Source organism: Micromonospora sp. HM134, assembly GCF_007833915.1.
Classification (GTDB): domain Bacteria; phylum Actinomycetota; class Actinomycetes; order Mycobacteriales; family Micromonosporaceae; genus Micromonospora; species Micromonospora wenchangensis.
This window is the reverse complement of record NZ_CP041061.1, coordinates 4800894-4824606: the sequence shown is the minus strand read 5'-3', so window position 1 is coordinate 4824606 and position 23713 is coordinate 4800894. Positions and strand designations below refer to the sequence as shown.

At 74.0% G+C, this 23713-nt stretch carries 27 protein-coding genes; 16 read left to right on the top strand and 11 right to left on the bottom strand.

Features of this window, described 5'->3' with window-relative positions:
- Window positions 1-45 precede the first annotated feature (45 nt).
- Window positions 46-1005, bottom strand: coding sequence for an ABC transporter substrate-binding protein (locus FJK98_RS20635; protein WP_228544053.1), 960 nt, complete (start codon window positions 1003-1005; stop codon window positions 46-48).
- Between the two features lie 212 nt (window positions 1006-1217).
- Entirely contained in the window at window positions 1218-2390 is a 1173-nt protein-coding gene (locus FJK98_RS20630; protein ID WP_145920494.1) for a 4-hydroxybenzoate 3-monooxygenase, read from the bottom strand.
- Window positions 2391-2649: 259 nt separating this feature from the next.
- Between FJK98_RS20630 and FJK98_RS20625 the strand changes: the two genes are divergently transcribed.
- From FJK98_RS20625 to FJK98_RS20590, 8 genes are all read left to right on the top strand, one after another.
- On the top strand, window positions 2650-3468 hold the full coding sequence (locus FJK98_RS20625; protein ID WP_145920493.1) for a CoA transferase subunit A: 819 nt from the start codon (window positions 2650-2652) through the stop codon (window positions 3466-3468).
- A gap of 76 nt (window positions 3469-3544) precedes the next feature.
- Window positions 3545-4288: a CoA-transferase subunit beta gene (locus FJK98_RS20620; RefSeq protein ID WP_145922896.1), complete on the top strand. Its 744-nt coding sequence runs from the start codon at window positions 3545-3547 to the stop codon at window positions 4286-4288.
- A complete protein-coding gene (gene pcaH / locus FJK98_RS20615; RefSeq protein WP_145920492.1) occupies window positions 4285-5028 on the top strand; it encodes a protocatechuate 3,4-dioxygenase subunit beta in 744 nt (247 codons plus the stop codon). The genes FJK98_RS20620 and pcaH overlap by 4 nt, the downstream gene beginning before the upstream one ends.
- Window positions 5021-5593: a protocatechuate 3,4-dioxygenase subunit alpha gene (gene pcaG, locus FJK98_RS20610; RefSeq protein WP_145920491.1), complete on the top strand. Its 573-nt coding sequence runs from the start codon at window positions 5021-5023 to the stop codon at window positions 5591-5593. The genes pcaH and pcaG overlap by 8 nt, the downstream gene beginning before the upstream one ends.
- Window positions 5568-6908, top strand: a complete 1341-nt coding sequence (gene pcaB / locus FJK98_RS20605; RefSeq protein ID WP_145920490.1) for a 3-carboxy-cis,cis-muconate cycloisomerase — start codon at window positions 5568-5570, stop codon at window positions 6906-6908. Before pcaG ends, pcaB begins: the two co-directional genes overlap by 26 nt.
- Window positions 6905-7678 (top strand): 3-oxoadipate enol-lactonase, encoded by a 774-nt coding sequence (pcaD, locus tag FJK98_RS20600; RefSeq protein ID WP_168222520.1) that lies wholly within the window; start codon window positions 6905-6907, stop codon window positions 7676-7678. Before pcaB ends, pcaD begins: the two co-directional genes overlap by 4 nt.
- Window positions 7678-8058: a 4-carboxymuconolactone decarboxylase gene (gene pcaC / locus FJK98_RS20595; RefSeq protein ID WP_088642633.1), complete on the top strand. Its 381-nt coding sequence runs from the start codon at window positions 7678-7680 to the stop codon at window positions 8056-8058. The genes pcaD and pcaC overlap by 1 nt, the downstream gene beginning before the upstream one ends.
- Entirely contained in the window at window positions 8055-8837 is a 783-nt protein-coding gene (locus tag FJK98_RS20590) for an IclR family transcriptional regulator (RefSeq protein WP_240762198.1), read from the top strand. Before pcaC ends, FJK98_RS20590 begins: the two co-directional genes overlap by 4 nt.
- A gap of 13 nt (window positions 8838-8850) precedes the next feature.
- On the opposite strand, the gene FJK98_RS20585 is transcribed toward FJK98_RS20590, so the two are convergent.
- From FJK98_RS20585 to FJK98_RS20565, 5 genes are all read right to left on the bottom strand, one after another.
- Window positions 8851-9321: a hypothetical protein gene (locus tag FJK98_RS20585; protein WP_145920489.1), complete on the bottom strand. Its 471-nt coding sequence runs from the start codon at window positions 9319-9321 to the stop codon at window positions 8851-8853.
- 88 nt (window positions 9322-9409) lie between these two features.
- Complete coding sequence (locus FJK98_RS20580; RefSeq protein ID WP_145920488.1) at window positions 9410-10639, bottom strand: cellulose binding domain-containing protein; 1230 nt, start codon at window positions 10637-10639, stop codon at window positions 9410-9412.
- Between the two features lie 227 nt (window positions 10640-10866).
- Window positions 10867-11838, bottom strand: a complete 972-nt coding sequence (locus FJK98_RS20575; protein ID WP_145920487.1) for a PaaX family transcriptional regulator C-terminal domain-containing protein — start codon at window positions 11836-11838, stop codon at window positions 10867-10869.
- A 109-nt stretch (window positions 11839-11947) separates the two neighbouring features.
- On the bottom strand, window positions 11948-12739 hold the full coding sequence (locus tag FJK98_RS20570; protein WP_145920486.1) for an ABC transporter ATP-binding protein: 792 nt from the start codon (window positions 12737-12739) through the stop codon (window positions 11948-11950).
- Window positions 12736-13653, bottom strand: coding sequence for an ABC transporter permease (locus tag FJK98_RS20565; protein WP_228544668.1), 918 nt, complete (start codon window positions 13651-13653; stop codon window positions 12736-12738). Before FJK98_RS20565 ends, FJK98_RS20570 begins: the two co-directional genes overlap by 4 nt.
- Before the next feature lie 116 nt (window positions 13654-13769).
- On the opposite strand from FJK98_RS20565, the gene FJK98_RS20560 reads away from it, so the two are divergent.
- Together FJK98_RS20560 and FJK98_RS20555 are read left to right on the top strand one after the other, a co-directional pair.
- Window positions 13770-14678: a DUF2336 domain-containing protein gene (locus FJK98_RS20560; protein ID WP_145920484.1), complete on the top strand. Its 909-nt coding sequence runs from the start codon at window positions 13770-13772 to the stop codon at window positions 14676-14678.
- A gap of 154 nt (window positions 14679-14832) precedes the next feature.
- Complete coding sequence (locus tag FJK98_RS20555) at window positions 14833-15468, top strand: TetR/AcrR family transcriptional regulator (protein ID WP_145920483.1); 636 nt, start codon at window positions 14833-14835, stop codon at window positions 15466-15468.
- Window positions 15469-15518: 50 nt separating this feature from the next.
- Here the strand turns inward: FJK98_RS20555 and FJK98_RS20550 are convergent, their stop codons facing one another.
- The gene (locus tag FJK98_RS20550; protein ID WP_240763032.1) at window positions 15519-16667 is read right to left on the bottom strand and encodes an acyl-CoA dehydrogenase family protein; all 1149 of its coding nucleotides are present in this window, start codon (window positions 16665-16667) and stop codon (window positions 15519-15521) included.
- A gap of 123 nt (window positions 16668-16790) precedes the next feature.
- Here FJK98_RS20550 and FJK98_RS20545 point away from each other — a divergent pair, with 123 nt between their 5' ends.
- The 6 genes from FJK98_RS20545 to FJK98_RS20520 are packed head-to-tail and all read left to right on the top strand — an operon-like array spanning window position 16791 to window position 21462.
- On the top strand, window positions 16791-17762 hold the full coding sequence (locus FJK98_RS20545; protein ID WP_145920481.1) for a nuclear transport factor 2 family protein: 972 nt from the start codon (window positions 16791-16793) through the stop codon (window positions 17760-17762).
- Window positions 17759-18508, top strand: coding sequence for a nitroreductase family protein (locus tag FJK98_RS20540; RefSeq protein ID WP_145920480.1), 750 nt, complete (start codon window positions 17759-17761; stop codon window positions 18506-18508). The genes FJK98_RS20545 and FJK98_RS20540 overlap by 4 nt, the downstream gene beginning before the upstream one ends.
- Entirely contained in the window at window positions 18505-19215 is a 711-nt protein-coding gene (locus tag FJK98_RS20535) for a nitroreductase family protein (RefSeq protein WP_145920479.1), read from the top strand. The genes FJK98_RS20540 and FJK98_RS20535 overlap by 4 nt, the downstream gene beginning before the upstream one ends.
- Window positions 19212-20168: a zinc-binding dehydrogenase gene (locus FJK98_RS20530; protein ID WP_145920478.1), complete on the top strand. Its 957-nt coding sequence runs from the start codon at window positions 19212-19214 to the stop codon at window positions 20166-20168. Before FJK98_RS20535 ends, FJK98_RS20530 begins: the two co-directional genes overlap by 4 nt.
- Window positions 20165-20986: an enoyl-CoA hydratase/isomerase family protein gene (locus tag FJK98_RS20525; RefSeq protein WP_168222519.1), complete on the top strand. Its 822-nt coding sequence runs from the start codon at window positions 20165-20167 to the stop codon at window positions 20984-20986. The genes FJK98_RS20530 and FJK98_RS20525 overlap by 4 nt, the downstream gene beginning before the upstream one ends.
- The gene (locus FJK98_RS20520; RefSeq protein ID WP_145920476.1) at window positions 20974-21462 is read left to right on the top strand and encodes a MaoC family dehydratase; all 489 of its coding nucleotides are present in this window, start codon (window positions 20974-20976) and stop codon (window positions 21460-21462) included. Before FJK98_RS20525 ends, FJK98_RS20520 begins: the two co-directional genes overlap by 13 nt.
- Window positions 21463-21537: 75 nt before the next feature.
- On the opposite strand, the gene FJK98_RS20515 is transcribed toward FJK98_RS20520, so the two are convergent.
- From FJK98_RS20515 to FJK98_RS20505, 3 genes are read right to left on the bottom strand one after another with little or no spacing between them, the layout of a single operon-like run.
- Entirely contained in the window at window positions 21538-22050 is a 513-nt protein-coding gene (locus FJK98_RS20515) for a flavin reductase family protein (RefSeq protein WP_145920475.1), read from the bottom strand.
- Window positions 22047-22865 (bottom strand): VOC family protein, encoded by an 819-nt coding sequence (locus FJK98_RS20510; protein WP_145920474.1) that lies wholly within the window; start codon window positions 22863-22865, stop codon window positions 22047-22049. The genes FJK98_RS20515 and FJK98_RS20510 overlap by 4 nt, the downstream gene beginning before the upstream one ends.
- Entirely contained in the window at window positions 22862-23599 is a 738-nt protein-coding gene (locus tag FJK98_RS20505; protein ID WP_168222518.1) for an enoyl-CoA hydratase/isomerase family protein, read from the bottom strand. Before FJK98_RS20505 ends, FJK98_RS20510 begins: the two co-directional genes overlap by 4 nt.
- Window positions 23600-23713: the final 114 nt, after the last annotated feature.

Sequence of the window (23713 nt, the reverse complement as noted above, 5' to 3'; positions counted from 1 at the left end):
GTCGGCGTCGCCCGGCGGCCCGGCCGCCGGGCGACGCCGGGTCGGCTACTGCTGGCGGATGAGCCGGTCGAGGTCGGGTTGCCGGTCGAGCACCCGGTACCGGCCGGCGAGTTCGGCGAGGGTCTGGAGGCTGGCCCGGTCGACGTCCCAGCCGAACGCCGGCAGCCTGACCGACTCCGCCACCGGCGGCGGCAGTTGGAGGTTGTCCTTGATGGCCTGCCGCACGGCCGGCGCGTTGGCCGGGTCCTGCGCCCACTGGAGGGTCTTCTTCATCGCCGCGGAGAAGTCCTCGACCAGCTTGGCGTCCTTGTCGAGGCGGGCGGTGGTGGTGATGGTGGTGAGGGTGGCCAGGCCGGGCACCACCGCCTGGTAGGGCGCCACGACGAACGTGTCGCCCCGGCTCTTCAGCTGGGTGACGAACGGTTCCGGCACCCAGGCGGCGTCGATGTTGCCGGCCGCGAGCTGGGCCGGGGTATCCGGGAAGGCCACCTCGACGAACTTGATCTTCTTGGGGTCGCCGCCGTCCTTCTCCACCGCCGCCATGATCGTGACGTCGCCGGCCGCGCCCAGGCTGTTGACCGCGACCCGCTTGCCGGCGAGGTCGGCCGGTCGTCTGATGCCGGACTTCGCCGAGGCCACCACGGCGTTGATGTCGTCGCCCTGGGCGTACGAGGAGGCGTAGTTGCCGATGATGACGACGCCCAGGTTCTGCAGGTCGGCGCGGAACGGGCCGAAGGGCTGGCCGATGGCGAAGTCGATGTCGCCGTTCATCAGCGCCGGGATGGCCTGCGCGCCGCCCTGCGCGGGGAGCACCTCGACCTGGAGCCCGCGCTCGGCGAAGAGGCCCGCCTTGATGCCGCCCCACAGCGCGGCGGTCTCGGTGATCGGCAGTGCCGCGACCCGCACCTTGCGCAGGTCGCCGGAGGTCGGTGCGGACGGGGTGGACGCGTCGGAGTCGGTACATCCGGTGAGGGCGATCGTGGCGGCGATCAACCCGAGAGCCATGACCTTCTTCATTGACGAGGCCCTTCCTGGGCGGGGGTGGTGGGGTGCGTCGGAAGTCGGCGGGATGCCTCGGACCTGCGGGGGGAACCAACCGCTGCGTGGGGGCGCACGCCGCTGTGTTGGCCATGGTCAGCCACCCCGGCATCGAAAGTCAAGAATTTCTGACGCCCGTCATGGATAAGTTGAACGACGCTGCGTCATGACGGTGTAGCTCAGACCTCGGGCAGGCCCACGTAGTTCTCGGCCAGACTCGTCGCGTACGCCCGCGAGGTGGCGGCGTACCGCAGCGTCGCGGTCTGCAACTTCGCCTCGTACGGGTCGTCGTGCGCCAGCCGGTGCAGCATCGACGTCATCCACCAGGAGAAGTGCTGGGCCCGCCAGACCCGGCGCAGCGCGGTGGCCGAATAGCCCGCCAGCAGGTCGGTGCGGCCGTGGGAGTACCAGGCGGCGAACGCCTCGCCGAGCAGCGCCACGTCGGCCAGCGCCAGGTTCATGCCCTTGGCCCCGGTGGGCGGGACGATGTGCACGGCGTCTCCGGCCAGGTACAGCCGCTCCCACTGCATCGGCTCCACCACGAAACTGCGCATCGGCGTGATCGACTTCTCCAGGACCGGACCCTCGGTGAGCGACCAGCCCGGCACCGTCTCCAGCCGGAGCCGCAGTTCCGCCCAGATCCGCTCGTCCGGCCACGCGGCGATGTCCTCGTCGGGGGCGACCTGGAGATAGAGCCGGGAGACCTGCGGCGAGCGCATGCTGTAGAGGGCGAAACCCCGCTCGTGATGGGCGTAGACGAGTTCCTCCACGGCCGGCGCGGCGGCGGCGAGCACCCCCAGCCAGGCGAACGGGTACGCCCGCTCGTAGCTGGTCAGCACCCCGTCGGGCACCGCGCCCCGGCTCACCCCGTGGAACCCGTCGCAGCCGGCCACGAAGTCGCAGCGCAGTTCCTCCTCCCGGCCGTCGCGTCGGTAGCGGACCACCGGGTCGGGGGAGTCGAGCCCGTCCAGCCGGACCACCTCGGCGTCGAACAGGATCGTGTCGCCGGCCGCGAGGCGCGCGGCGATCAGGTCCTTGACCACCTCCTGCTGCCCGTAGACGGTGATCGCCCGCCCGGTCAGCTCGGTCATCGGCACCCGGTGCGACTCCCCGGCGAAGCGCAGCTCGATGCCCTCGTGCCGCAGCCCCTCGCGGAGCAGCCGCTCGCCGAGGCCGGTGCGGCAGAGCAGGTCGACCGAGCCCTGTTCGAGCACCCCGGCGCGCAGCCGGTGCTCCACGTGCTCGCGGCTGCGGCTCTCCAGCACCACCGAGGCGATGCCCTGCCGGTGCAGCAGGTGCGACAGCATGAGCCCCGCCGGCCCGGCGCCGACGATGCCGACCTGGGTACGCATCCCGGTCCGTCCTTCCTGGACGCCGGCCCGACACCGGGGCCCGGCGGCGGGCCACCGAAAGCGTTCGCTGAGCGAACGGGTGTTCTCGTATTGAACGTTGGCACGTGACCCGGCTCCCGTCAACGTCCTGCCCGGACGGTGGTCGCCCCGACGCCGGGGCCCGATGCGGACATTGACGGATGTCGCCGCCGGCCGTACGTTCGACATGAGCACGATGGTCCGCATGGCGAACACTGGTCCGAGGTGAGGCGGGAGGCCCATGGCGACGCTCGTCCCGCTGGCGCAGGCCGTGGCGGAACTGGTCCGCGACGGCGACGTGGTGGCCCTGGAGGGCTTCACCCACCTCATCCCGTTCGCCGCCGGCCACGAGATCATCCGCCAGCGACGGCAGGAGCTGACCCTGGTCCGGATGACCCCCGACGTCATCTACGACCAGCTCATCGGCGCCGGGTGCGCCCGCCGGCTGGTCTTCTCCTGGGGCGGCAACCCCGGCGTGGGATCGCTGCACCGGTTCCGCGACGCCGTGCAGCACTCCTGGCCGCGTCCGCTGGAACTGGAGGAACACAGCCACGCCGGGATGGCCAACCGCTACGTCGCCGGGGCGTCCGGCCTGCCGTTCGCCGTCCTGCGCGGCTACACCGGCACCGACCTGCCCCGGCACACCGCCAACGTCCGGACGGTCGACTGCCCCTTCACCGGCGAGACCCTCACCGCCGTGGCGGCCCTGCGCCCCGACGTGACCGTGGTGCACGCCCAACGCGCCGACCGGGCCGGCAACGTGCAACTGTGGGGCATCACCGGCGTACAGAAGGAGGCGGTCCTCGCCGCCCACCGGTCACTGGTCACCGTCGAGGAGGTCGTGCCCGAACTGACCCCCGTCCCCGGGCAGGTCGTGCTGCCCGGCTGGGCGGTCACCGCCGTGGCCGAGGTGCCCGGCGGCGCCCACCCCTCCTACGCCCAGGGCTACTCGGTCCGGGACAACGACTTCTACCGGGCCTGGGACGCCGTCAGCCGGGACCGCGACACCTTCCGCGCCTGGCTCGACCGGCACGTGCACCGGGCCGGGGCGGCGACGTGACCGCCCGACACACCCCCCGACCCGGGCCGCCGACGTGAGCGGCCCGCCCCCGCCGGCCCGGTGGACCGCCGACGAGATGATGACCGTCGCCGCCGCCCGGCAACTCCGCGACGGTGACGCCTGCTTCGTCGGGATCGGGCTGCCCAGCACCGCGGCGAACCTCGCCCGCGCCACCCACGCCCCCAACCTGGTGCTCGTCTACGAGTCCGGCTGCCTCGGCGCGAAACCGGACCGGCTGCCGCTGTCCATCGGCGACGGCGTCCTCGCCGACACCGCCGACGCGGTCGTGTCGGTGCCCGAGGTGTTCAACTACTGGCTCCAGCCCGGCCGGATCGACGTCGGCTTCCTCGGCGCGGCCCAGCTCGACCGGTACGGCAACCTCAACACCACGGTCGTCGGCGACGACTACGCGACCCCGACCGTCCGGCTGCCCGGCGCGGGCGGGGCCCCGGAGATCGCCGCCTCCTGCCGCGAGGTCGTGGTGATCGTCCGGCAGAACCCGCGCACCTTCACCGCGCGGGTCGACTTCGTCACCTCCGTCGGCTACGGCACGGGCCCGGGGGACCGGGAACGGCTCGGCCTGCGCGGCGGCGGCCCCCGACTGGTGATCACCGACCTCGGCGTCCTGGCACCCGACCCGGTCAGCTGCGAGCTGACCCTCACCCGGCTGCACCCCGGCGTGACCCGGGAGCAGGCGCGGGCCGCCACCGGCTGGGACCTCGCCGTCGCCGAGCCGCTGACCACGAACGACCCGCCCACGGCACACGAACTGGCGGTGCTGCGCGCGTTACAGGCGACGGCCGAGGGGAGCCGAGCATGACCGAGGACACCGCCGGCCGTGGGCTGCTGCTACCGGCGTACCGGCGCGACGACGTCGACGCCCACCCACCGCTGTTCAGCCCCGGCTACCGGTCGACCGTGACGCGGGCCCCCCGGCAACCGCTTGCCCACCTGCCGCAGCGGCTGACCGAGATCACCGGGCCGCTGCTGGGCGAGGGACGCCTCGGCGACCTCGACCACGACCTGACCCGCCAGCACGACGGGCCACCGCAGGGGCAGCGGATCATCGTGCACGGCCGGGTCCGCGACGGCGACGGCCGGCCGGTGCCGCGTACGCTCGTCGAGATCTGGCAGGCCAACGCCGCCGGGCGCTACCGCCACGCACGCGACACCTGGCCGGCCCCGATCGACCCGCACTTCGACGGGGTGGGCCGCGCGCTCACCGACGACCAGGGGCGCTACCGGTTCGTCACCGTCCAACCGGGGGCCTACCCCTGGCGCAACCACGACAACGCCTGGCGGCCGGCGCACATCCACTTCTCGCTGTTCGGCCGGGCGTTCACCCAGCGGCTGGTGACGCAGATGTACTTTCCCGGCGACCCGCTGTTCTTCCAGGACCCGGTGCTGCACTCGGTGCGCGACCCGATGGCCCGGCAACGGCTGGTCGCCCGCTACGACCACACCGCCACGCAGCCCGAGTGGGCGCTGGCCTACGCCTTCGACATCGTGCTGCGGGGCCGCGAGGGCACCCCCTTCGAGGACGGGGACGACGATGAGTGACCGGCTGGGCGTCACCCCGGCGCAGACCGTCGGGCCGTACCTGAGCATCGGCCTGCACTGGCCCGACGGCCCGTACGTCGTCCCCGAGGGCACCCCCGGCGCGTTCTGGATCCGGGGCCGGATCGTCGACGGCACCGGGGAACCCGTGGTCGACGCGCTGGTGGAGAGCTGGCAGGCCGACCCGGACGGCCGGTTCGACCATCCCGACGACCCGCGCGGGGCCCGGCCGCCGCGGCTCGTGGGGTTCCGGGGGTTCGGCCGCAGCGAGACCGACGACCAGGGGTGCTACCGGTTGCTGACGGTCCGGCCGGGGCCGCTGCCCGACCCGGACGGCGGCACCGAGGCGCCGCACCTGACCCTGTCGGTGCTCGGCCGGGGGCTGCTGCACCGCCTGGTGACCCGGCTCTACTTCCCCGACGAGCCGGCGGCCAACGCCGTCGACCCGGTGCTGGGCAGCGTGGAGACCGACCGCCGGGGCACCCTGCTGGCCAGCGCCGCGCCGGACGGGTTCCGCTTCGACATCCACCTCCAGGGCGACCGTGAGACCATCTTCTTCGCCGTCTGACGGCCTGCTCACCGGCCTGTCCGGCAGCCCGGAGGTGGACACGGAACTCGACGATCCGGCCCTGCTGCGGGCGCTGCTCGACGCGGAGGCCGCGCTCGCCCGGGCCGGAGCGGACGCCGGCGTCCTGCCCGCCCCGGCGGCCGACGCGATCGTCACCGCGTGCCACCCCGGCCGGTACGACCCGGCGGCGCTGGGCCGGGCCGCCGACGCCGCCGGGAACCCGGTCGTCCCCCTCGTACGGGAGTTGACCGCCGCCGTGCCCGCCCCGGCCCGGCCCTGGGTGCACCTCGGGGCGACCAGCCAGGACATCCTGGACACCGGGCTGAGCCTGCTGGCCGTCCGGGCGCTCGACGCGACGGGCCGGCACCTCGACGCCGCCGTCGACGCCGCCGCCCGGCTCGCCGACACCCACCGGGGCACCGTGCTGGTCGCCCGGACCCTCGGCCAGCAGGCGGCACCCACCACGTTCGGGCTCAAGGCGGCCGGCTGGCTGACCGGCCTGGCGCAGGCCCGCGACCGGCTCCGGCAGGCCGGCGACGGGCAGCCCGCGCAACTCGGCGGCGCGGTCGGCACCCTGGCCGCGCTCGGCCCGGCCGGCCCCGACGTCGCCGCCCGGTTCGCCGCCCACCTGGGGCTGCCCGCGAGCGTGCTGCCCTGGCACACCCAGCGGCAGCCCCGCCTCGATCTGGCCGCCGCCGTCGGTGGCCTGCTCGCGGCCACCGGCAAGATCGCACTCGACGTCGGACTGCTCGCCCAGACCGAGGTCGGAGAGGTGGCCGAGGGTGGCGACGGGCGCGGTGGCTCCTCCGCCATGCCGCACAAACGCAACCCGGTCGACGCGATCCTGATCGGGGCCGCCGCGCGCCGCGGCCCCGGCCTCGTCGCCACCCTGTTCGCCGCGGCCGTGCAGGAGCACGAACGGGCCGCCGGCGGCTGGCACGCCGAGTGGGAGCCGCTGCGCGACCTGCTGCACCTGGCCGGCGGCGTCAGCGCCCGGTGCGCCCGGCTGCTGGCCGGGCTGCGGGTCGATCCCGGACGGATGCGGGCGAACCTCGACGCCACCGGCGGGCGGCTGCTCGCCGAGGCCGTCGCCGCCCGGCTGGCTCCTGCCGTCGGCCGCGACGTCGCGCACGACCTGGTCGCCCGTGCCGCCGCCGCGCCCGCGTTCCGCGCCGCGCTGCTCGCCGACCCCGGGATCCGTGCCCACCTCTCCGGGGCGGAGATCGACGAGGCGCTCGACCCGGGCCGGTGGCTCGGGTCGGCCGGCCGGTTCGTCGACGCGGCGCTGGCCGCCGCCCGGGGCGCGGGGCCGTGACCTCCCGGCTGCACCTGAGGGTCGACGGCCCGCCCACCGCGCCGGTGCTGCTGCTCGGCAGTTCCCTCGGCACCACCGGCGCGATGTGGGAACCCCAGGTCGCGGCGCTCGCCGAACGGTTCCGGGTGATCCGCTACGACCACCTCGGTCACGGCCGCTCGGCGACGCCGGCCGGGCCGTACACGGTGGACCTGCTGGGCCGGGAGGTGCTGCGGACGCTGGACCACCTCGACGTGCCGTGGGTCCACTACGCGGGGCTGTCCCTCGGCGGCATGGTCGGCATGTGGCTCGCCGTCCACGCGCCCGACCGGGTGCGCCGGCTGGCCCTGCTGTGCACGGCGGCCCGGCTCGGCCCGCCCGACCCGTGGCGGGACCGGGCGGCCACGGTCCGCGCCGGTGGCCTGCCGGCGATCGCCGACGCGGTGGTGACCCGCTGGTTCACCCCGCCGTTCGCCGCCGCCCACCCGGACCTGGTGGCCGGGTACCGCGCGATGCTGACCGCGACCTCCCCGGCCGGCTACGCGGCCTGCTGCGAGGCGATCGCCGCCCTGGACCTGCGCCCCGACCTGGGCCGGATCGGCGTCCCGACGCTGGTCGTCGCGGGCGCGGACGACCCGGCGATCCCCGTCGGACACGCCCGGGAGATCGTCGACCTGGTCCCCGGGGCGCGGCTGGTCGTCCTCGACGCGGCGGCCCACCTGGCCAACGTCGAACAACCCGCGCCGGTGGGCCGACTCCTGCGGGAACACTTCGAACAGGCGGGTGGATGATGGACGACCGCGAACGGCACGAGGCCGGCATGACGGTACGCCGGCAGGTGCTCGGTGACGCGCACGTCGACCGCGCGGTGGCCGGCACCGACGCGTTCACCGCCGACTTCCAGGACTTCATCACCCGCTACGCCTGGGGGGAGGTGTGGACCCGGCCCGGCCTCGACCGGCGTACCCGCAGCTGCATCACCCTCGCGGTGCTCGCCGCCCTGCGCCACGAGGAGGAGCTGGCGATGCACGTGCGGGCCGCGCTGGGCAACGGGCTGACTGAACAGGAGGTGGCGGAGGTCCTGCTCCAGGTCGGCGTCTACGCTGGCGTACCGGCGGCGAACCGGGCGTTCACGGTGGCCCGGGAGGCACTGCGGCGGGAGGCGGGGTGAGGGTGGGCGGTCAGGCGGCGCGGTCACCGGAGTTCGTGCAGTCGCTGGAGCGTGGGCTCGCGGTGATCCGGGCGTTCGACGCCGAGCATCCGCAGCTCACCCTGAGCGACGTGGCCCGACGTACCGGGCTGACCCGGGCCGCGGCCCGCCGGTTCCTGCTCACCCTGGTCGAGCTGGGCTACGTGCACACCGACGGCCGGCTGTTCTCCCTGCGGGCGCGGATCCTCGCCCTCGGCTACGCCTACCTGTCCGGCCTGGGGCTGCCCGAGATCGCCCAACCGCACATGGAGGCGCTGGTCGCGCAGGTACACGAGTCCTGCTCGGTGTCGGTGCTCGACGGCGACGAGGTGGTCTACGTCGCCCGGGTGCCCACCCGGCGGATCATGACGGTGGGGATCAGCGTCGGCACCCGGTTCCCCGCGTACGCCACGTCGATGGGGCGGGTGCTGCTCGCCGCGCAACCGGCGGACCGGTTGGCCGACTACCTCGCCACCGCGCGGTTGCAACCGTTGACCCGGCGCACCGTCACCGACCCGGCGAAGCTGCGCGCCGTCCTGACGAAGATCGCCGCCCAGGGGTACGCGATCGTGGACCAGGAACTGGAGGAGGGGTTGCGGTCGCTGGCCGCGCCGATCCACGGTGCGCACGGCGCGGTGGTGGCGGCGGTGAACCTGTCCGCCCATGCCAGCCGGGGGTCGTTCGAGCTGATCCGGCGCGAGTTGCTGCCGCCGCTGCTGGCCACCGCCCGGCGGATCGAGGAGGACCTGCGCGGCGGGTGAGGGCCCGGCGTCCTCACTGGACCCGGTAGAGCCGGCTCGCCGGGTCCACGACGGCGGTCAGCAGCCTGCCGGGCACGAGCCCCGGGTCGTCGGGCCGGACCGTGTCCGCCTCGAAGGGGGCGAAGCCGGGCCCGCTGATCCGCAGGTGCAGGTCGAGTTCCGGGCTCTCCCCGCCCAGGTGGTGCGCCACGGTGAGGATCTCGGCGGTGGCGGCGACCCCGGTGGCGTCGAGCTGGCGGGCATCGCTACGGGACCGGTCGACCACCCGCCAGCCGAAGACACCGAAGCCGACCCCGACGATGGTGGTGAACACCCCGCCGGCGACCAGACCCCAGCGCTCCCCGGACGACACCGGCAGGTCGCCGGTCACGCCGGCGGCGAGCAGGACCGGGCCGGGCAGGCAGATGGCCAGGAAGAGCAGCCGGCAGAGCAGCGCGCCGACCGGCCCGATGCGGGTCTCCGCCTCCCGGGGCGCGCTCGTCATGCCGGCACCCTAGAACACGGTGCGGCGGGCCGGTACCCGGTACCGGCCCGCCGCACCGGGAGACCCGCCCGTGCGGCGGGCGCGACGGTCAGCTTCCGGTGCAGGTGGCGGTGGTTCCGGTGCCGCTTCCGGTGCCCTGGAACCCGAAGCTGGTGCTCTGCCCGGCACCCAGCCTGCCGTTGTAGCTCTGGTTGGTGACGGTGATGGTGCCGCTGGTGCCGGTGGCGACGCCGTTCCACACCGAGCTGACCGCTGCGCCGCCCGGCAGGGTCAGGGTGACCCGCCAGCCGGTGAGCGCGGCGGACCCGGCGGTGACGCTGACGTTGGCGACGAACCCGCCGTTCCACTGGTCCTGTACGGCGTAGACGGCGGTGCAGCCGGCCCCACCGGGCGGGGGAGTCGTCGGCGGCGGGGTGGTCGGCGGGGGAGTGGTGGGTGGTGGGGTCGTGGGTGGCGGGGTGGTCGGCGGCGGGCCGTCGAGCGTCAGGTTCTTCTGCTGGACGGTCCACTGGGTGCGGCACAGCCCGCAGTTCGCGCCGACGAAGTTGCTGCCGGCGGTGGTGTCGCCCTTGAGCCGCCACTTGAGGTAGAGCACCGCCACCCGGCCGAACTCGCCGCCGTTGGGCTGGTCGTAGGTGCCGCCGTGCCCGACGTTCAGGTTGCCCATGAAGGCGGGCAGCCCGGCGGGCAGCTTGCCCCAGTCGTCCATGGCGTTGGGGTAGGCGATGTCGCTGGGCCCGCCGACGAAGTAGGCGATCGGCTTGGTGAGCCGCCGCAGCTGGTAGTCGTCGGCGTCGTTGAGCAGGCCGCTGCTGAAGATGCCGGTGGTGGTCACCCGGGGGTCGTTGGAGACGGCGTACGCCTCCAGGCCACCGCAGGAGAAGCCGGCGACGGCGACCTTGCCGGTGTCGATCCGGTTGTAGTACTTGCTGCCCTGGCGGGAGTTCTCCGCCACCGCCCAGTCGATGGACTGGGTGAGCATCTGCGAGTTGGTGGAACCGGAGGCGTTCGGCCCGCCGTTGGCGATGGCCAGGAAGCCGTGCGAGGCGATCTCGCGCAGGAAGTTGCCCTGCGAGAGGCCGTTGGCCGAGCAGCCGCCGTTGCCCCACACGAGGAGGGGCAGGCGTTCGGTCGGCAGCGTCTGGGGCCGGAAGATGGTGTGGTTGGGCAGGCTGGCCGCGGTCTCGTAGTCGGCGGGGTAGGGCCCCGAACCGCCCACTGCGGCGTCGGCCGGCGTCGCGCCGAGGGCCATCAGCACGGCGGCTGCCGGCACGAGCGCGGCGGTCAGGCCCGCGTAGAGCTTCGATCTCCTTGGCATGCACCCTCCTGCGGGTGTCGGCGGTGGCACCCCTGCGGTGGCGGGTCTGCCGCCGGGCCCGACCAGGTGGTCAGCGCCGGCAACGGGGCGGGTCGACGTGGACGCGTCGACCGCCCGGCCGTGGTCCCCACAGGCGGTCGCGGTATGCAGTTACTATCACCGGGGTAACGAAAAGTGTCAATGTGTTGCCCGTCTGGCGGGCGGGTGCGACCCCCGCGCGGCCACGGTCATCCGGTGTGGCGTGCGACGCCGCGCGGGCCGCCGGCCGGTTCCGGTCGGGCGGGGTCGGCCGGGGCGTCGAAGTGGGTGATCCACCGGGCGGCGTCCGGCCAGTGCGGCGCGGTCACCTCGATCAGCCGGGCCCGGGCGAGCGCACCGAGCCCGGAATGGATGTCGAGGAAGGTCTCCCTGGCCTGACGGCGTGGCCAGGGCTGCGGCAGCAGGTGCGCGGGCAGATCCGGGTCGGTGTCGGCGAACCGACGCCAGGAGTCCATCGCGGAGGTGCGCGCCACCAGCGCCGTGCCCGGGTCGACCGCGCCCCGGCGGGCCGCCGCCCGCAACGGCGCGAACCGCGCGACGAACGCCGCGTAGCCGGCGGCGAGACCGGTCAGGTCGTACGCGGCGGCCGGGCCGTGCGGTCCGGCCTCCTCGTCGAACCGGGCGTGCAGCACCGACCAGCGGGCCCCCGCGACGGGGTGCAGCAGCGCCGCCAGCTCCGCCCGGACCGGCGCGGCGTCGACACCCGGCCTGATCCACACACTGTCGTAGAGGCCCACGAACCCCAGTCCGGTCAACGCCCGGCGCACCGCGTGCCGGGCCGCCTGACCGGAACTGGGGATCGAGTAGGAGACCAGCACCCAGTCCCCGGTCCAGCGCGGCGGCTGCGCGCCGAAGGTCAGGAAGTGCCGCATCCGGGAGCGGTGCCGGGCGACCGCCTCGGGCGTGAGGTGGTAGACCGGCGGTCGGGTGTCGCCCCGCGCCGCGATGAGACCCCGTTTGACCAGCCGGGACAGTGCGGCACGGGCGCTCGGCTCGGTGACCCCGAACTCCCGCAGCATCGCGATCACCGCCGCCGACGGCAGGTCGGCCGCCGCCGGGTCGAGGTACTCGCCGAGCAGGGTGGCCAGCAGGTGCTGCGGGCTCGACCCGAGTGGGGCCCGGGGGGTGCGGACGTCGGGGACGGGCTGTTCGGCGGTCACCCCGACAGATTGTCGCACCACCGTACGGCCGACGCCGCCGACCGGCCCGCCCGTGGGGCCGCCGATCCGCCCGCCGGCACGACGGTCCCGGTGGCCTGCGGCGGGTCGGTCAGTGCCCCATGACCAGGTCCATCACCTCGCTGCGCAGCTTGCCGAACAGGGGTTCCTGCTTGGTGAGGATCTGGTCCCGGTCGCGGGGCAGCGGCACGTCCATGGTCGCCTTCACCGTCGACGGGCCCTTGCTGAGCACCACCACCCGGTCGGAGAGGTAGACGGCCTCGTCGATGTCGTGGGTGATGAACAGGACCGACTTGTTCCACTCCCGCCATACCCGCAGGGTGAGGTCCTCCAGGCTGATCCGGGTCTGCGCGTCGACCGACGCGAACGGCTCGTCCATCAGCAGGATCTTCGGCTTGTTGATCAGCGCGCGGGCGATGGCGACCCGCTGCTGCATGCCGCCGGAGAGCTGCCACGGGTACTTGCCGATCACCGAACGGGGCAGCCCGACGGCCGCAAGCAGGCTGTCCACCGCGCCGGCCACGGTGGCCCGGCTCGCCCCCGTACGGCGCAGCGGCAGTCCGATGTCGCGTTCGACGGTGAGCCAGGGGAACAGCGAGCGGCTGTAGTCCTGGAACACGATCGCCATGTCGTCGGAGGGGCCGTCGCCGATGGTCTGGCCGAACGACCGTACCTCGCCGGTGCTGGGCCGCATCAGCCCGGAGATGCAGTTGAGCAGCGTCGTCTTGCCACTGCCGGAGGGCCCGACGATGGACACGAACTCGCCCGCGTGCACCTCCAGGTCGACCTGTTCGATCGCCAGGTGGTCGACCCCGTTCGTGGTGTACGTCTTGGACAGTCCCGCCACGACCAGCGCGGCCGAGGTGTTCTCCGGTTCGCTCATGCCGATCTCCCTACCGTCGGTCGCCCGCGGAACGCCCACCGCTCGTACAGGCCGAAGAGTGCGTTGAACAGGATGCCGATCGCGCACGCCATCACCACCCCGGCGAACATCCGGGGGGTGTCGAACTTCTGCTGCTGGAGCAGGATCTGGTAGCCGACGCCCGAGGTGGAGGCGTACAACTCGGAGCTGACCATCAGGACCACCGCGATGCCCAGGCTGACCCGTGCGCCGGCCAGGATGCGCGGCAGCGCCGCCGGGAGCACGACGAACCGGAAGCGGTCCACCCGCCGCAGCCCGATCGCGCGGGCGCTGTTGAGGGCCAGCCGGTCGACGTTGGCCACCCCGTCCATCGTGTTGAACACGACCGGCCAGATCGAGCCGAACGCGATGACGAAGATGGGCATCCGGTCGTTGATCCCGAGCAGCACGATCGCGATCGGGATGAGCACCACCGCGGGGGTGGCGACGCCGAGCCGTACCACCGGCGCGCACAGCCACTCCAGGCGTCGGCTGCGGCCCAGCGCCACGCCGACCAGGGTGCCCACCGACACCGCCAGGGCGTAGCCGATGAGCAGCCGGAACATGCTCGCGCCGACGTCGGCGACGAACGCGTCGGAGGCGAACAGCCGGTGCGCCGGCCCGCTCCACCACAGGTCGACGAACGCGCCGGCCACCCGGCTCGGCGGCGGGGTGAACGACGAGTCCCGCCACCGCCCACCCCGGCCGGCCGGCGCATCCGGCGGCTGGCCGGGGTGGGCGGGCCGCGACCACCCCCGCGCGACCGCCGGCCCGGCCGGCCCACCCGACGCGGCGTCGACGGGCCGGCGCCAGAGCACCCACCCGACGGCGAGCAGCCCCACCATCCTGACGACATTCCCGTTGCCGGTGCCGACGCGGGCGTCCGGGGAAGCCATCACCAACCCACCGCCGACGCGGCACGGACGCCGCGTCCGTGGTCGTCCGCCGGCTCATCGACCGTGCGTCGGTCGGCCTCGCAGCGGCCCGTGCGGCCCGTGACATGATGACGCCCATGGGGAATCAGCAGGACGTCGACCGGCCCGACCGGCACGGTGGGGCGGGCGCCGGCCCGGCTGCGGCGATGGACGGCGACGTCGACGCCCGGCTCCGCCTCGCGCAGGACCCGGGCACCACCCACCTGACCCTGATCGACCTGGCCGCCGACCCGTCGCCGGCGGTCCGCCGGGCGGTCGCCACCCGGGCCGACGCGCCCGCCCAGGCGTTGCGCCCGCTCACCCGCGACCGTGACCGGGAGGTGCGGGAGGCGGTGGCGCGCAACCCCGCCACCTCGACCGCCAACCTGCTGCGTCTGGTCAGGGACGCCGACCGGTGGGTCCGCTGGGCGGTCGCCGGCAACCCGGCCTGCGACGCGTCGGTCCGCCGGGCGATGGCGCAGACCGCCGACAAGGAACTGCGGGGCCTGCTCGCCGAGTCGCGTGACCTGGAGCCGGAGCTTGCGGTGCGGCTGGTCGACGACGTCTCACCCGAGGTGCGGGAACGCCTCGCCGCGCACACCCACGATCCGGACGTGATGACCACGCTGCTGGCCGACCGCACGGCCCGGGTACGCAAGGGGTTGGCGCGCAATCCGCAGACCACCGCCGAGCACCGTCGCGCGCTGGCCCAGGACCCGGTGCCGGACGTCCGGGCCGCGCTGGTGTCCGCCGTCGCGCTCGACGAGGCCGACCTGCGTCCCCTGGTCGAGGACCGGTCGACGCAGGTGCGGATGGCGGTGGCGACGTCGGGACTCGTCCCGGCGCACCTGCGGCGCGCGCTCACCGACGACCCGGACGAGCTGGTCGCCGCCGCGGCCCGCGAGTTCCGTCCCGGCGCCGCGACGTCCCCGGTGGTACGCGCGCCACGGGTCGGCCACCGCGCCGCCGGGCCGGGTCGGGGCCGCTCGGGGGAGACCCGCCGCTGAGTCCGTCCCGCGTACGGCCGTGTCGCCGCAGGGGCTTCCCCTCGGGTCGAGGGTGCGCGACACTTCTCGGGCGGATCGATCGGGGTGGCTCCCTTCGTTTCCTTCCGACCGGACGGTAGCATTGTCTGGCTGTATCGCGGACAGGAGGCCATTCATGGCGCGTGCGACGTCCCGACCGGAGTCGACCCGACGCCGGCAACGCTGGCCCGACGGGTACGACCCGGAGAACACCCGCAACTCGTTGATCACGAGCGCGCTGGGGCTGATCGAGCAACGGGGCTTCGACCGCACCTCGGTACAGGAGATCGCCGACCAGGCGCAGCTCACCAAGGGCGCCTTCTACCACCACTTCGCCAGCAAGGACGACCTGCTGCGGCACATCCAGGAGGAGTACCTGGAGGCGCAGCTCGCCGCGATCCAGAAGATCGAGACCGACAGCGACGACCCGACGGTACGGGTACGCGAGCTGATCCGGTTCAGCCTCACCAGCGTGGCCGAGTACCGGGCCCACGTGACGATCTTCTACCAGGAGCGGCGCTACCTCTCCGGTGACCTGTTCGCCGAGGTGACCCGCAAGCGCGGCCTGGTGGAGGCGGCGTTCGCCGGGATGATCGCCGACGGGGTCGCCCGGGGGGCGTTCCGGGCGGACGTCGACTCGCGGATCGCGACCTTCGGGCTGGTCGGCATGTGCGCCTGGGCCTACCAGTGGCTCAACGTCGGCGGACCGCTCAGTGTCGACGAGGTGGCCCGCCAGTTCAGCGCGATGGTGCTGGAGGGCCTGACCGCCTGAGTCGCCCCGGGGCCGGGCCGCCGGGGCGTGCGGGGCCGGGCGTCGGTCCGTCAGTCCTTGAGGAGTTGGCGGGCCATGACGATGCGTTGGACCTGGTTGGTGCCTTCGTAGATTTGGGTGATCTTGGCGTCGCGCATCATGCGTTCGACGGGGTAGTCACGGGTGTAGCCGTAGCCGCCGAGGAGTTGGACGGCGTCGGTGGTGATCTCCATGGCGGCGTCGGAGGCGAAGCACTTGGCGGCGGCGCCGAAGTAGGTGAGGTCGGCGTCGCCGCGTTCGGACTTCCCGGCCGCGGCGTACGTCAGTTGTCGGGCGGCTTCGAGTTTCATGCCCATGTCGGCGAGCATGAACTGGACGCCCTGGAACTCGGCGACGGCCTTGCCGAACTGCTTGCGCTCCCGCACGTAGCCCTTGGCGTAGTCGAGGGCGCCCTGGGCGATGCCGATGGCCTGGGCGGCGATGGTGACGCGGGTGTGGTCGAGGGTGCGCATCGCGGTGCCGAAGCCGGTGCCGGGCTCGCCGATGATCCGGTCGGCGGGGATACGGACGTTGTCGAGGTAGACCTCGCGGGTGGGGGAGCCCTTGATGCCGAGTTTCTTCTCGGGTGCGCCGAAGCTGACGCCGGGGTCGGACTTCTCGACGACGAACGCGGAGATGCCCCGGGACCGGGCGGTCGGGTCGGTCACCGCGAACACGGTGTAGAACTGCGACACCCCGGCGTTGGTGATCCACCGTTTCACGCCGTTGAGGACCCAGTGGTCCCCGTCACGTACCGCCCGGGTGGTCATCGAGGCCGCGTCGCTGCCGGCCTCGGGCTCGGACAGGCAGTACGAGAACATCGCCTCACCCGCCGCCACCGGAGTCAGATAGCGCTGCTTCAACTCCTCCGAACCCGCCAGCAGCAACGGCATCGTGCCCAGCTTGTTCACCGCCGGGATCAACGACGACGACGCGCAGGCGCGGGCCACCTCCTCGATGACGATCGCGGTGGCCAGGGCGTCCGCGCCCGCGCCGCCGTACTCGACGGGGATGTGCGGGGCGTGGAAATCGGCGGCACGCAGCGCGTCGTACGACGAGGTGGGGAACTCCCCGGTCTCGTCGGCCTCGGCCGCGTACGGGGCCACCTTGGCGGCACAGACCTCGCGGACCGCCTCGCGGACCGCGTCGTGCTCCTCGGGTAGCTGGTACGCCTCGAACACCACAGACCCCCTCGTCAGAACTACCGGCGTCGTAAAATACCATCTGGTCGGTATGTAATGCACCCCTTGAGTTGTCCGGCCCGGAGGTGTTAGATACCCACCAGTCGGAATGTGGGAGGCCGGATGACCCGCGCGGTCCGGGCAGGCATGGACTTCGTCTCCGCGCTCGACCGGGGCAGCCTCGGCGGCCTCGCCCGGTTGTGCGCCGCCGACGCGACCTGGTGGGTGGACACCGGCCCGGACCGTCGCGGCGGCGATCCGGCTCTCGCCCCGCACGGCAGCGGACGCTTCCCCCTGCACGGCCTCATGCGGATGGACGACAAGCTGGCGCTGATGCGCTCCCTCGGACCGCACGCGTTCCCCACCGGCTGCCGACAGATCCCCCGCCGGATCGTCGCCGGGGACGACACCTGCGTCATCGAGGTCGAGGGGTACGGCGTCCACGCCAGCGGACGCGAGTACGCCAACCGCTACGGCTTCGTCGTCGACGTGGACCGGGCGGGCGCGATCGTCGCAGTACGGGAGTACCTCGACACCGCCCACGCGCAGCACGTCGTAGGCGACGACGCCCCCGTACCCCGCAGCAGCCTCGACGACCCCCCGCACCGCGACCCGTCCGACCCGGCCGACGCGCCCCCGGCGCTGGCGACCGCGCTGGCGATGTGGCCGGCCCTCGCCCGGGGCGACCTCGACACGTTCGGCGCGCTCTTCACCGCCGACGCCACCTGGTGGACCGACTCCGGCCGCCGCCGCGACCTCGGCCGGCACCACGGCCGGGGCGACCTCGACGCCAACGGCCCGTTGCACGGCCGGGTCGCGATGAGCGGGAAACTCGCCGCGATGCGGGCCCGGCTGGCCGGCGGGACCTACCGGTCGGCCGGGATCGCGGTGACCGCCGACCGGTGGATCGTCGACGACACCCTGGTCGCCGTCGAGGCCCACGGACACGCCGTCCTCGGCGACGACGCCCGCTACCAGAACCGCTACCTCTGGATCGTCGACGTCCAGCCCGGCGGCATCGCCGCAGTCCGCGAGTACTGCGACACCCTGCACGTCACCGACCTGCTGGGCGTCGCCCCGGAGGTCGACCGATGACCCTGCCGTTCACCGACCTCAACCACGTGCTGACCACCACCCGGTCGGTCCGGCTGCGCCTCGACTACGACCGCCCCGTCCCGCTCGACCTCGTCGGCGAGTGCCTCCAACTCGCCGTCCAGGCACCCACCGGCGGCGGCGCCGAGGACTGGCGCTGGCTCGTCGTCGGCGACCCGGCGCTCAAGGCCGAACTGGCGACGCTCTACCACGCCGCCTACCGCACCCACGTGCACGAGCCGCTGCACAGCGCGGCGGGCACCGGCAACGACCTGGTCCGGGGCCGCCTCGGCGGCGTCGACGCGGACGGCAAGGTCAGCGCCCGCACCGCCCGCATCCTCGCCGGGGCCGAACACCTCGCGCAGCACATCGGACGGGCCCCGTACCTGGTCATCCCGTGCGCGACCCGACCCGACCCGGCCACCGGCGGCCCCGGCACCAACTCCGCCCTCTACGGGTCGCTCTATCCGGCGATCTGGCAGTTCAACCTGGCGCTGCGGGCGCGCGGCCTCGGCACCGTCATCACCACCCTGCACCTGCACCACGCCGCCGCCGTCGCCGCGCTGCTCGGCATCCCCGACGACGCGGTACAGATCACCATGCTGCCGGTCGCGTACACCCTCGGCACCGACTTCAGGGTCGCGGCCCGCCGACCCGTCGACAGCGTCAGCTATCTCGACCGGTGGGGGACGCCGTTGCCCTACCGGGACAAGCCCGTCGACCGACTCACCGGAGAGGACCACCGATGACCGGCGCAGTGATCACCGACATCGACGAGGTGCTGACCACCACCCGCGCGGTGCGCCACCGGCTGGACTTCGACCGGCCCGTCGGCCGCGCCGTCGTCGAGGAGTGCCTGCGCCTCGCGCAGCAGGCGCCGATGGGCTCCAACCTGGAGGACTGGCGGATCGTCGCGGTCGACGACCCGAGGCTCAAACGGGAACTGTCCACCCTGTACACCGAGATCTGGCACGCCACCGTCGCCCGTCCGCTGGCTGACGGCGAGGCGGCCACCACCACCCGGCTGTCGCCCGGCGTGCGGGCCGACCCGCAGGCCCAGGCCCGGCAGCAGCGGGTCCTCGCCGCCGTCAAGCACCTCGTCGACCACCTGGCGCAGGTGCCCGTCCTGGTCGTGCTGTGCAGCACCAAACCGGTCCCCGAACGGCCCGTCGGCGGCACCGCGTCCGGCTACTACGGGTCGATCTTCCCGTTCGCCTGGTCGTTCCAGCTCGCCCTGCGCTCGCGCGGCCTCGGCTCGGTGCTGGCCACCGCCCTGGCCCACCGGGCCACCCGGGTACGCGAGGTGCTCGGCCTGCCCGCCGACTGGCGACCGGTGACCCTCGTCCCGGTCGCCTACACCCGGGGCCTGGACTTCCGCCCCGCCGCCCGCGCCGACCTCGCCGACGTGGCGTTCTGGAACGGGCCCACCGAGCCGGCCGGATCGGCGACCCAGTGAGAGCCGCCCACGTCCGCACCCCGAGCGCCGACGACCCGGTCGGCGCGCTGCTCGTCGGCGACGTCGCCGCCCCGCAGACACCACCGGGCTGGGTGGAGGTCGACGTCCGGGCCGGCGCGCTGAACATGCACGACCTGTGGACGCTGCGCGGCGTCGGCACCACCCGGCACGACGGGCCCCGGGTCATCGGCAGCGACGCGGCAGGCGTCGCCGCAGGCCGCGAGGTGATCGTCTACCCGGTGCTGCCCACCGCGCCGGACGGCCGGACCGTGCCGCACGCGACCCTGCTGCCCGACGTCGGCCACGGCGTGCTCGCCGAGCGGACCGTCGTCCCGGCGGCGCACCTCGTCGCCAAGCCCGCCGGGTTGAGCTGGGCCGAGGCCGCCAGCCTCCCGACCGCCTGGCTCACCGCGTACCGGATGCTGTTCACCCGGGCGGCGGTCGGCCCCGGACGGACGGTGCTGGTGCAGGGCGCGGGCGGCGGGGTGGCGACCGCCGCGATCAGCCTCGCCGTGGCCGCCGGCGCGACCGTCATGGTCACCTCCCGCTCGGCGGCCAAACGGGAACGGGCGCTCGCCCTCGGCGCGGCCGTCGCCCTGGACAGCGGCGCGCGGACCCCGGAGCTGGCCGACATCGTGGTGGAGACCGTCGGCGCGGCCACCTTCGCCCACTCGACCCGCTGCACCCGGGCCGGCGGCACCATCGTGGTGTGCGGCGGCACCAGCGGCTTCACCGCCGAGCTGGACCTGCCACGGCTGTTCGCCCGGGAGATCAGCGTGCACGGCGCGACCATGGGCACCCTCGACGAGTTCGTGGCGCTGGTCGGGTTCGTCGACACCCACCGCATTCGACCCGTCGTCGACAGCGTCGTCGACCTCGCCGACATCCGGACCCAGGCCGGCCGGATGCTGGCCGGCACCGCGTTCGGCAAGCTCTGCGTGAGCCTGACGTGACCTCCGTGGTGCTGACCCGGCGCGGGGCCGCCCTCTGGGCGCGGATCGACCGGCCCGGCGTCGGCAACGCCTGCGACGGCACGGTGCTGGCCGGTCTCGAACGGTGGCTCGCCGCCGCGACCGACCCGGGCGTACGGGTGCTCGTGCTCACCGGCACCGGCCGCAGCTTCTGCGCCGGGGCCGACCTCGCCGAGGCCACCGCCCTGCTCGGCGACCTGCCCGCGCTGCTGGCCCACCTCGACCGGGGCCGCCGCCTGGTACGCGCCATCCGGGCGGCCCCGGTGCCCACCGTCGCCGCGGTCAACGGCGCGGCTTTCGGCGGCGGCCTCGAACTGCTGCTCGCCTGCGACATCGCGGTCGCCGCCGACAGCGCCCGGATCGGCGACCGGCACCTCGCCGTCGGTCAGGTCCCCGGGTGGGGGTCCAGCGTGCTGCTGCCCCTCGCCGTCGGCCCGGCGCTCGCCCGACGCCTGCTGCTCACCGGGGAGACCTGGTCGGCCGAGGAGTCCGCACACCGGGGACTGGTCAGCGCCGCCGTCGCCGACGACCGGCTCGTCGGGCACGTCGACGCGCTGGCCGGGGCGGTCGCGGCCCTCGACCCGGCGGCGGTCCGCCGGATGCTCACCGTCGCCCGCCCGCCGGTAGCCGACGCGGACTGGGACCGGGAGTGGGAGACCCTCACCGCGCACGTCACGGCCCAGGCGACGGCCCGTGCCGGATCGACCTCCCCGCCCGACCGCCACACCCCCGGGTCACCGACCCGACCCGACACCCTGGACCGACCACCCGGAACGGAGCACCCCCGATGCGCACCATGAGACGGACCACCGTCGACACCCCGACCGACCTGCTGGGGCTGGTCGGCACGGAGCTGGGCGTCAGCGCGTCGCAGGTGGTGACCCAGCGGCAGGTCGACCAGTTCGCCGACGTCACCGGGGACCACCAGTGGATCCACGTCGACGTCGAACGGGCCCGGTCCGGGCCGTTCGGTGGCACCGTCGTGCACGGGTTCCTGACCCTGGCCCTCGTCCCCCGGCTGCTCGCCGACATCCTGGAGGTGCGGACCTTCTCGATGGGGGTCAACTACGGCCTCGACCGGGTCCGGTTCGTCCGGCCGCTGCCGCCGGGGGTCGAGATCCAGGGCACCGCGACGCTCGTCGCGGCCACCGCGATCACCGCGCCCGGCCCGGAGGCCACCCCCGGGGTGCAGGCCAAGGCGTCGGTGGCGGTGGAGTTCGCCGACACGTCGCAGCCCTGCTGCGTGGCGGAGATCCTGTTCCGCTACTACGCCTGAGCGGGGCACGGTCCCGGCGTCGGCCGGGACCCGGCCGACGCCGGGCCGGCGGTCATCCGGCCCGGCGTCCGGCGGTCACTCGGTCGTCCGGGACGGTGCGACGAACCGGCCCCGGTAGAACGACAACGCCGGCACGTCGGTCGGCTTCAGGCGGACCTGGTCGACGTCGATCAGGACGATCACGTGGTCGCCACTGGTGATCACCTCGTCGCGTCGTCCGGCCAGGATCGCCGGGGTGTCGGGCAGCAGCGGGACGCCGTCGGGGCCGGGCACCCAGGACACCCCGTCGAGCCGTTGCTCCCCGGACAGCCCGGAGGTGGCGAACCGCCGGGCCACGTCCTCCTGGTCCTGGCTGAGGATGTGGACGGCGATCCGGTCGGCGGCCATCAGCACCGGGAAGCTCGACGAGAAGCTGGTGACGCAGAACAGCACCTTCGCCGGTTGCAGCGAGACCGAGGTGAACGAGTTCACGGTCAGCGCGGCGACGGCGCCTGCGGCGGTCACCGCGGTCACCGCGGTCACGCCGGTGGGGAAGTGCCCGCACACCTGGCGGAACTCGGCGGAGTCGAACAGGGGCTCGGCCATCATCGGTTCACCGCCGGGTCGCAGGAGTCGTGGTCGGGACGCAGCCCGGTGTCGAGCTGGATCAGGCACAGGGTGTGCCCACCCGGGTCCTTCACCAGGTGCAGCCGCCCGTGCGGGGTGTCGACCGGCCCGACGGTGGGCTTGCCGCCCAGGGCGGTCACCCGGGCCAGCGTGTCGTCGAGGGAGGCGACGGCGAAGTAGGTGACCCACGTCGACGGGATGGGGTTCGGCCAGGCGTTGTCGAGTTCGAGGACCCCGGCGACCGGCACGTCCCCGAGCATCAGCACGGTGTAGGGCCGGGCCGTCGGCGAGTCGTCGCGCTGCTGGGTGGTGTAGCCGAACAGCGTGCGGTAGTAGGCCACCGCCTCGGCCGGCTCACCGGTGTCCAGCTCGTTCCAGCACAGCGCCCCGACCGAGTTGACCGCCTGGACGCCGACGCGCGACTCACCCTGGTAGAGGCCGAAGGCCGCACCGAACGGGTCGATCACCGCCGCGCCGGTGCCCGCCGCCGGCAGGTAGCGCGGCGGCGCGACCAACTCGCCGCCGAGCGCCACCGCCTGCCGGGCGGACGCGGCGATGTCGTCGACGGCGAAGTAGGTGAGCCAGCCCCGGGGGCGGTCGCCGTGCAGGGCGGCGGCGTCGGAGATCCCGGCGACGTCCCGCCCGTCGATGCTGCACATCCGGTAGGTGGTGCCGCCGAGGCGTTCGGCGCGGACCGTCCAGCCGAGCAGTGCGGCGTAGAAGGTCTCGGCCTGCGCCGGGTCGGGAGTGCACAGCTCCACCCAGACCGCCTCGCCGGGCTGGAATCGTGGTCTCATCCGGTTGCCCCCCTGGTGGCCTGGCCCGCGACGATCGTGCGGGCCGAGATGTCGTACGCCTGGTCGGCGGTCCCGGTGGCCAGGCTCGACTCGACGACCCCGACCACCGCCCGCAGGGTCGCCCCCGGCACGGCCAGCAGGGCGTCGACGAGCTCGTCGACCGCCCCGTCCACCGCGTCGTCGGCGACCACCCGGGCCACCAGGCCCCAGTCGCGCAGTTGCCCGGCGGTCGCCTCCGCCACGCCGGTCAGCAGGTGGTAGGCGTGCGGCCGGGGCACCGACCGGGCGATGGTGTGGCCGACCCCGGCGGGGGCGAAGCCGTAGCGTGCCTCCGGCAGGGACAGCCGGGCGTCGGCGGCGGCGACCGGCAGGTGTACGGCGCTGAGCAGGCCGACGCCGAACCCGATGATCCGCCCCCGGACGGCGGCGACGACGGGCACCGGGAGCCGGCGGATGCGCTGCAACGCGGTGTCGCTGGCGCGCAGGTCGGCGGCGACCTCCTCCCGGGTGGCCCCGGCCAGCGCGGCGAAGGAGGAGGTGTCCCAGCCGGCGCAGAAGTGCCGCCCGGCCATGTCCAGGCGGATGACCGCGCAGTTCCCGTCGTCGGCGGCGGTCTCCAGGGTGTCGACGAGCCGGTGCAGCGTCGTGGTGTCGAAACAGTTGCCGCGCGCCGCGTTGTCGTAGCGGACCCGGGCGAGGCGGCCGTCGTGCCCATGGGTGAGGGTGATGGTCACCGCGGTATCATACAAACCGGTCGGTATGAACACAACGGCGCTGGCCGGCGGGCCTTTGTCACGCGAATGTCACGAGCGAGATACCCGGTCGACCCGTTGACTTGATACCGGCTG

Coding starts and splice junctions, on each gene's coding strand:
- FJK98_RS20635 (WP_228544053.1), bottom strand. CDS start 1,005: ATGGCTCTCGGGTTGATCGCCGCCACGATCGCCCTCACCGGATGTACC.
- FJK98_RS20630 (WP_145920494.1), bottom strand. CDS start 2,390: ATGCGTACCCAGGTCGGCATCGTCGGCGCCGGGCCGGCGGGGCTCATG.
- FJK98_RS20625 (WP_145920493.1), top strand. CDS start 2,650: ATGGCGACGCTCGTCCCGCTGGCGCAGGCCGTGGCGGAACTGGTCCGC.
- FJK98_RS20620 (WP_145922896.1), top strand. CDS start 3,545: ATGATGACCGTCGCCGCCGCCCGGCAACTCCGCGACGGTGACGCCTGC.
- pcaH (WP_145920492.1), top strand. CDS start 4,285: ATGACCGAGGACACCGCCGGCCGTGGGCTGCTGCTACCGGCGTACCGG.
- pcaG (WP_145920491.1), top strand. CDS start 5,021: ATGAGTGACCGGCTGGGCGTCACCCCGGCGCAGACCGTCGGGCCGTAC.
- pcaC (WP_088642633.1), top strand. CDS start 7,678: ATGGACGACCGCGAACGGCACGAGGCCGGCATGACGGTACGCCGGCAG.
- FJK98_RS20585 (WP_145920489.1), bottom strand. CDS start 9,321: ATGACGAGCGCGCCCCGGGAGGCGGAGACCCGCATCGGGCCGGTCGGC.
- FJK98_RS20580 (WP_145920488.1), bottom strand. CDS start 10,639: ATGCCAAGGAGATCGAAGCTCTACGCGGGCCTGACCGCCGCGCTCGTG.
- FJK98_RS20570 (WP_145920486.1), bottom strand. CDS start 12,739: ATGAGCGAACCGGAGAACACCTCGGCCGCGCTGGTCGTGGCGGGACTG.
- FJK98_RS20565 (WP_228544668.1), bottom strand. CDS start 13,653: ATGGCTTCCCCGGACGCCCGCGTCGGCACCGGCAACGGGAATGTCGTC.
- FJK98_RS20560 (WP_145920484.1), top strand. CDS start 13,770: ATGGGGAATCAGCAGGACGTCGACCGGCCCGACCGGCACGGTGGGGCG.
- FJK98_RS20555 (WP_145920483.1), top strand. CDS start 14,833: ATGGCGCGTGCGACGTCCCGACCGGAGTCGACCCGACGCCGGCAACGC.
- FJK98_RS20545 (WP_145920481.1), top strand. CDS start 16,791: ATGACCCGCGCGGTCCGGGCAGGCATGGACTTCGTCTCCGCGCTCGAC.
- FJK98_RS20540 (WP_145920480.1), top strand. CDS start 17,759: ATGACCCTGCCGTTCACCGACCTCAACCACGTGCTGACCACCACCCGG.
- FJK98_RS20535 (WP_145920479.1), top strand. CDS start 18,505: ATGACCGGCGCAGTGATCACCGACATCGACGAGGTGCTGACCACCACC.
- FJK98_RS20520 (WP_145920476.1), top strand. CDS start 20,974: ATGCGCACCATGAGACGGACCACCGTCGACACCCCGACCGACCTGCTG.
- FJK98_RS20515 (WP_145920475.1), bottom strand. CDS start 22,050: ATGATGGCCGAGCCCCTGTTCGACTCCGCCGAGTTCCGCCAGGTGTGC.
- FJK98_RS20510 (WP_145920474.1), bottom strand. CDS start 22,865: ATGAGACCACGATTCCAGCCCGGCGAGGCGGTCTGGGTGGAGCTGTGC.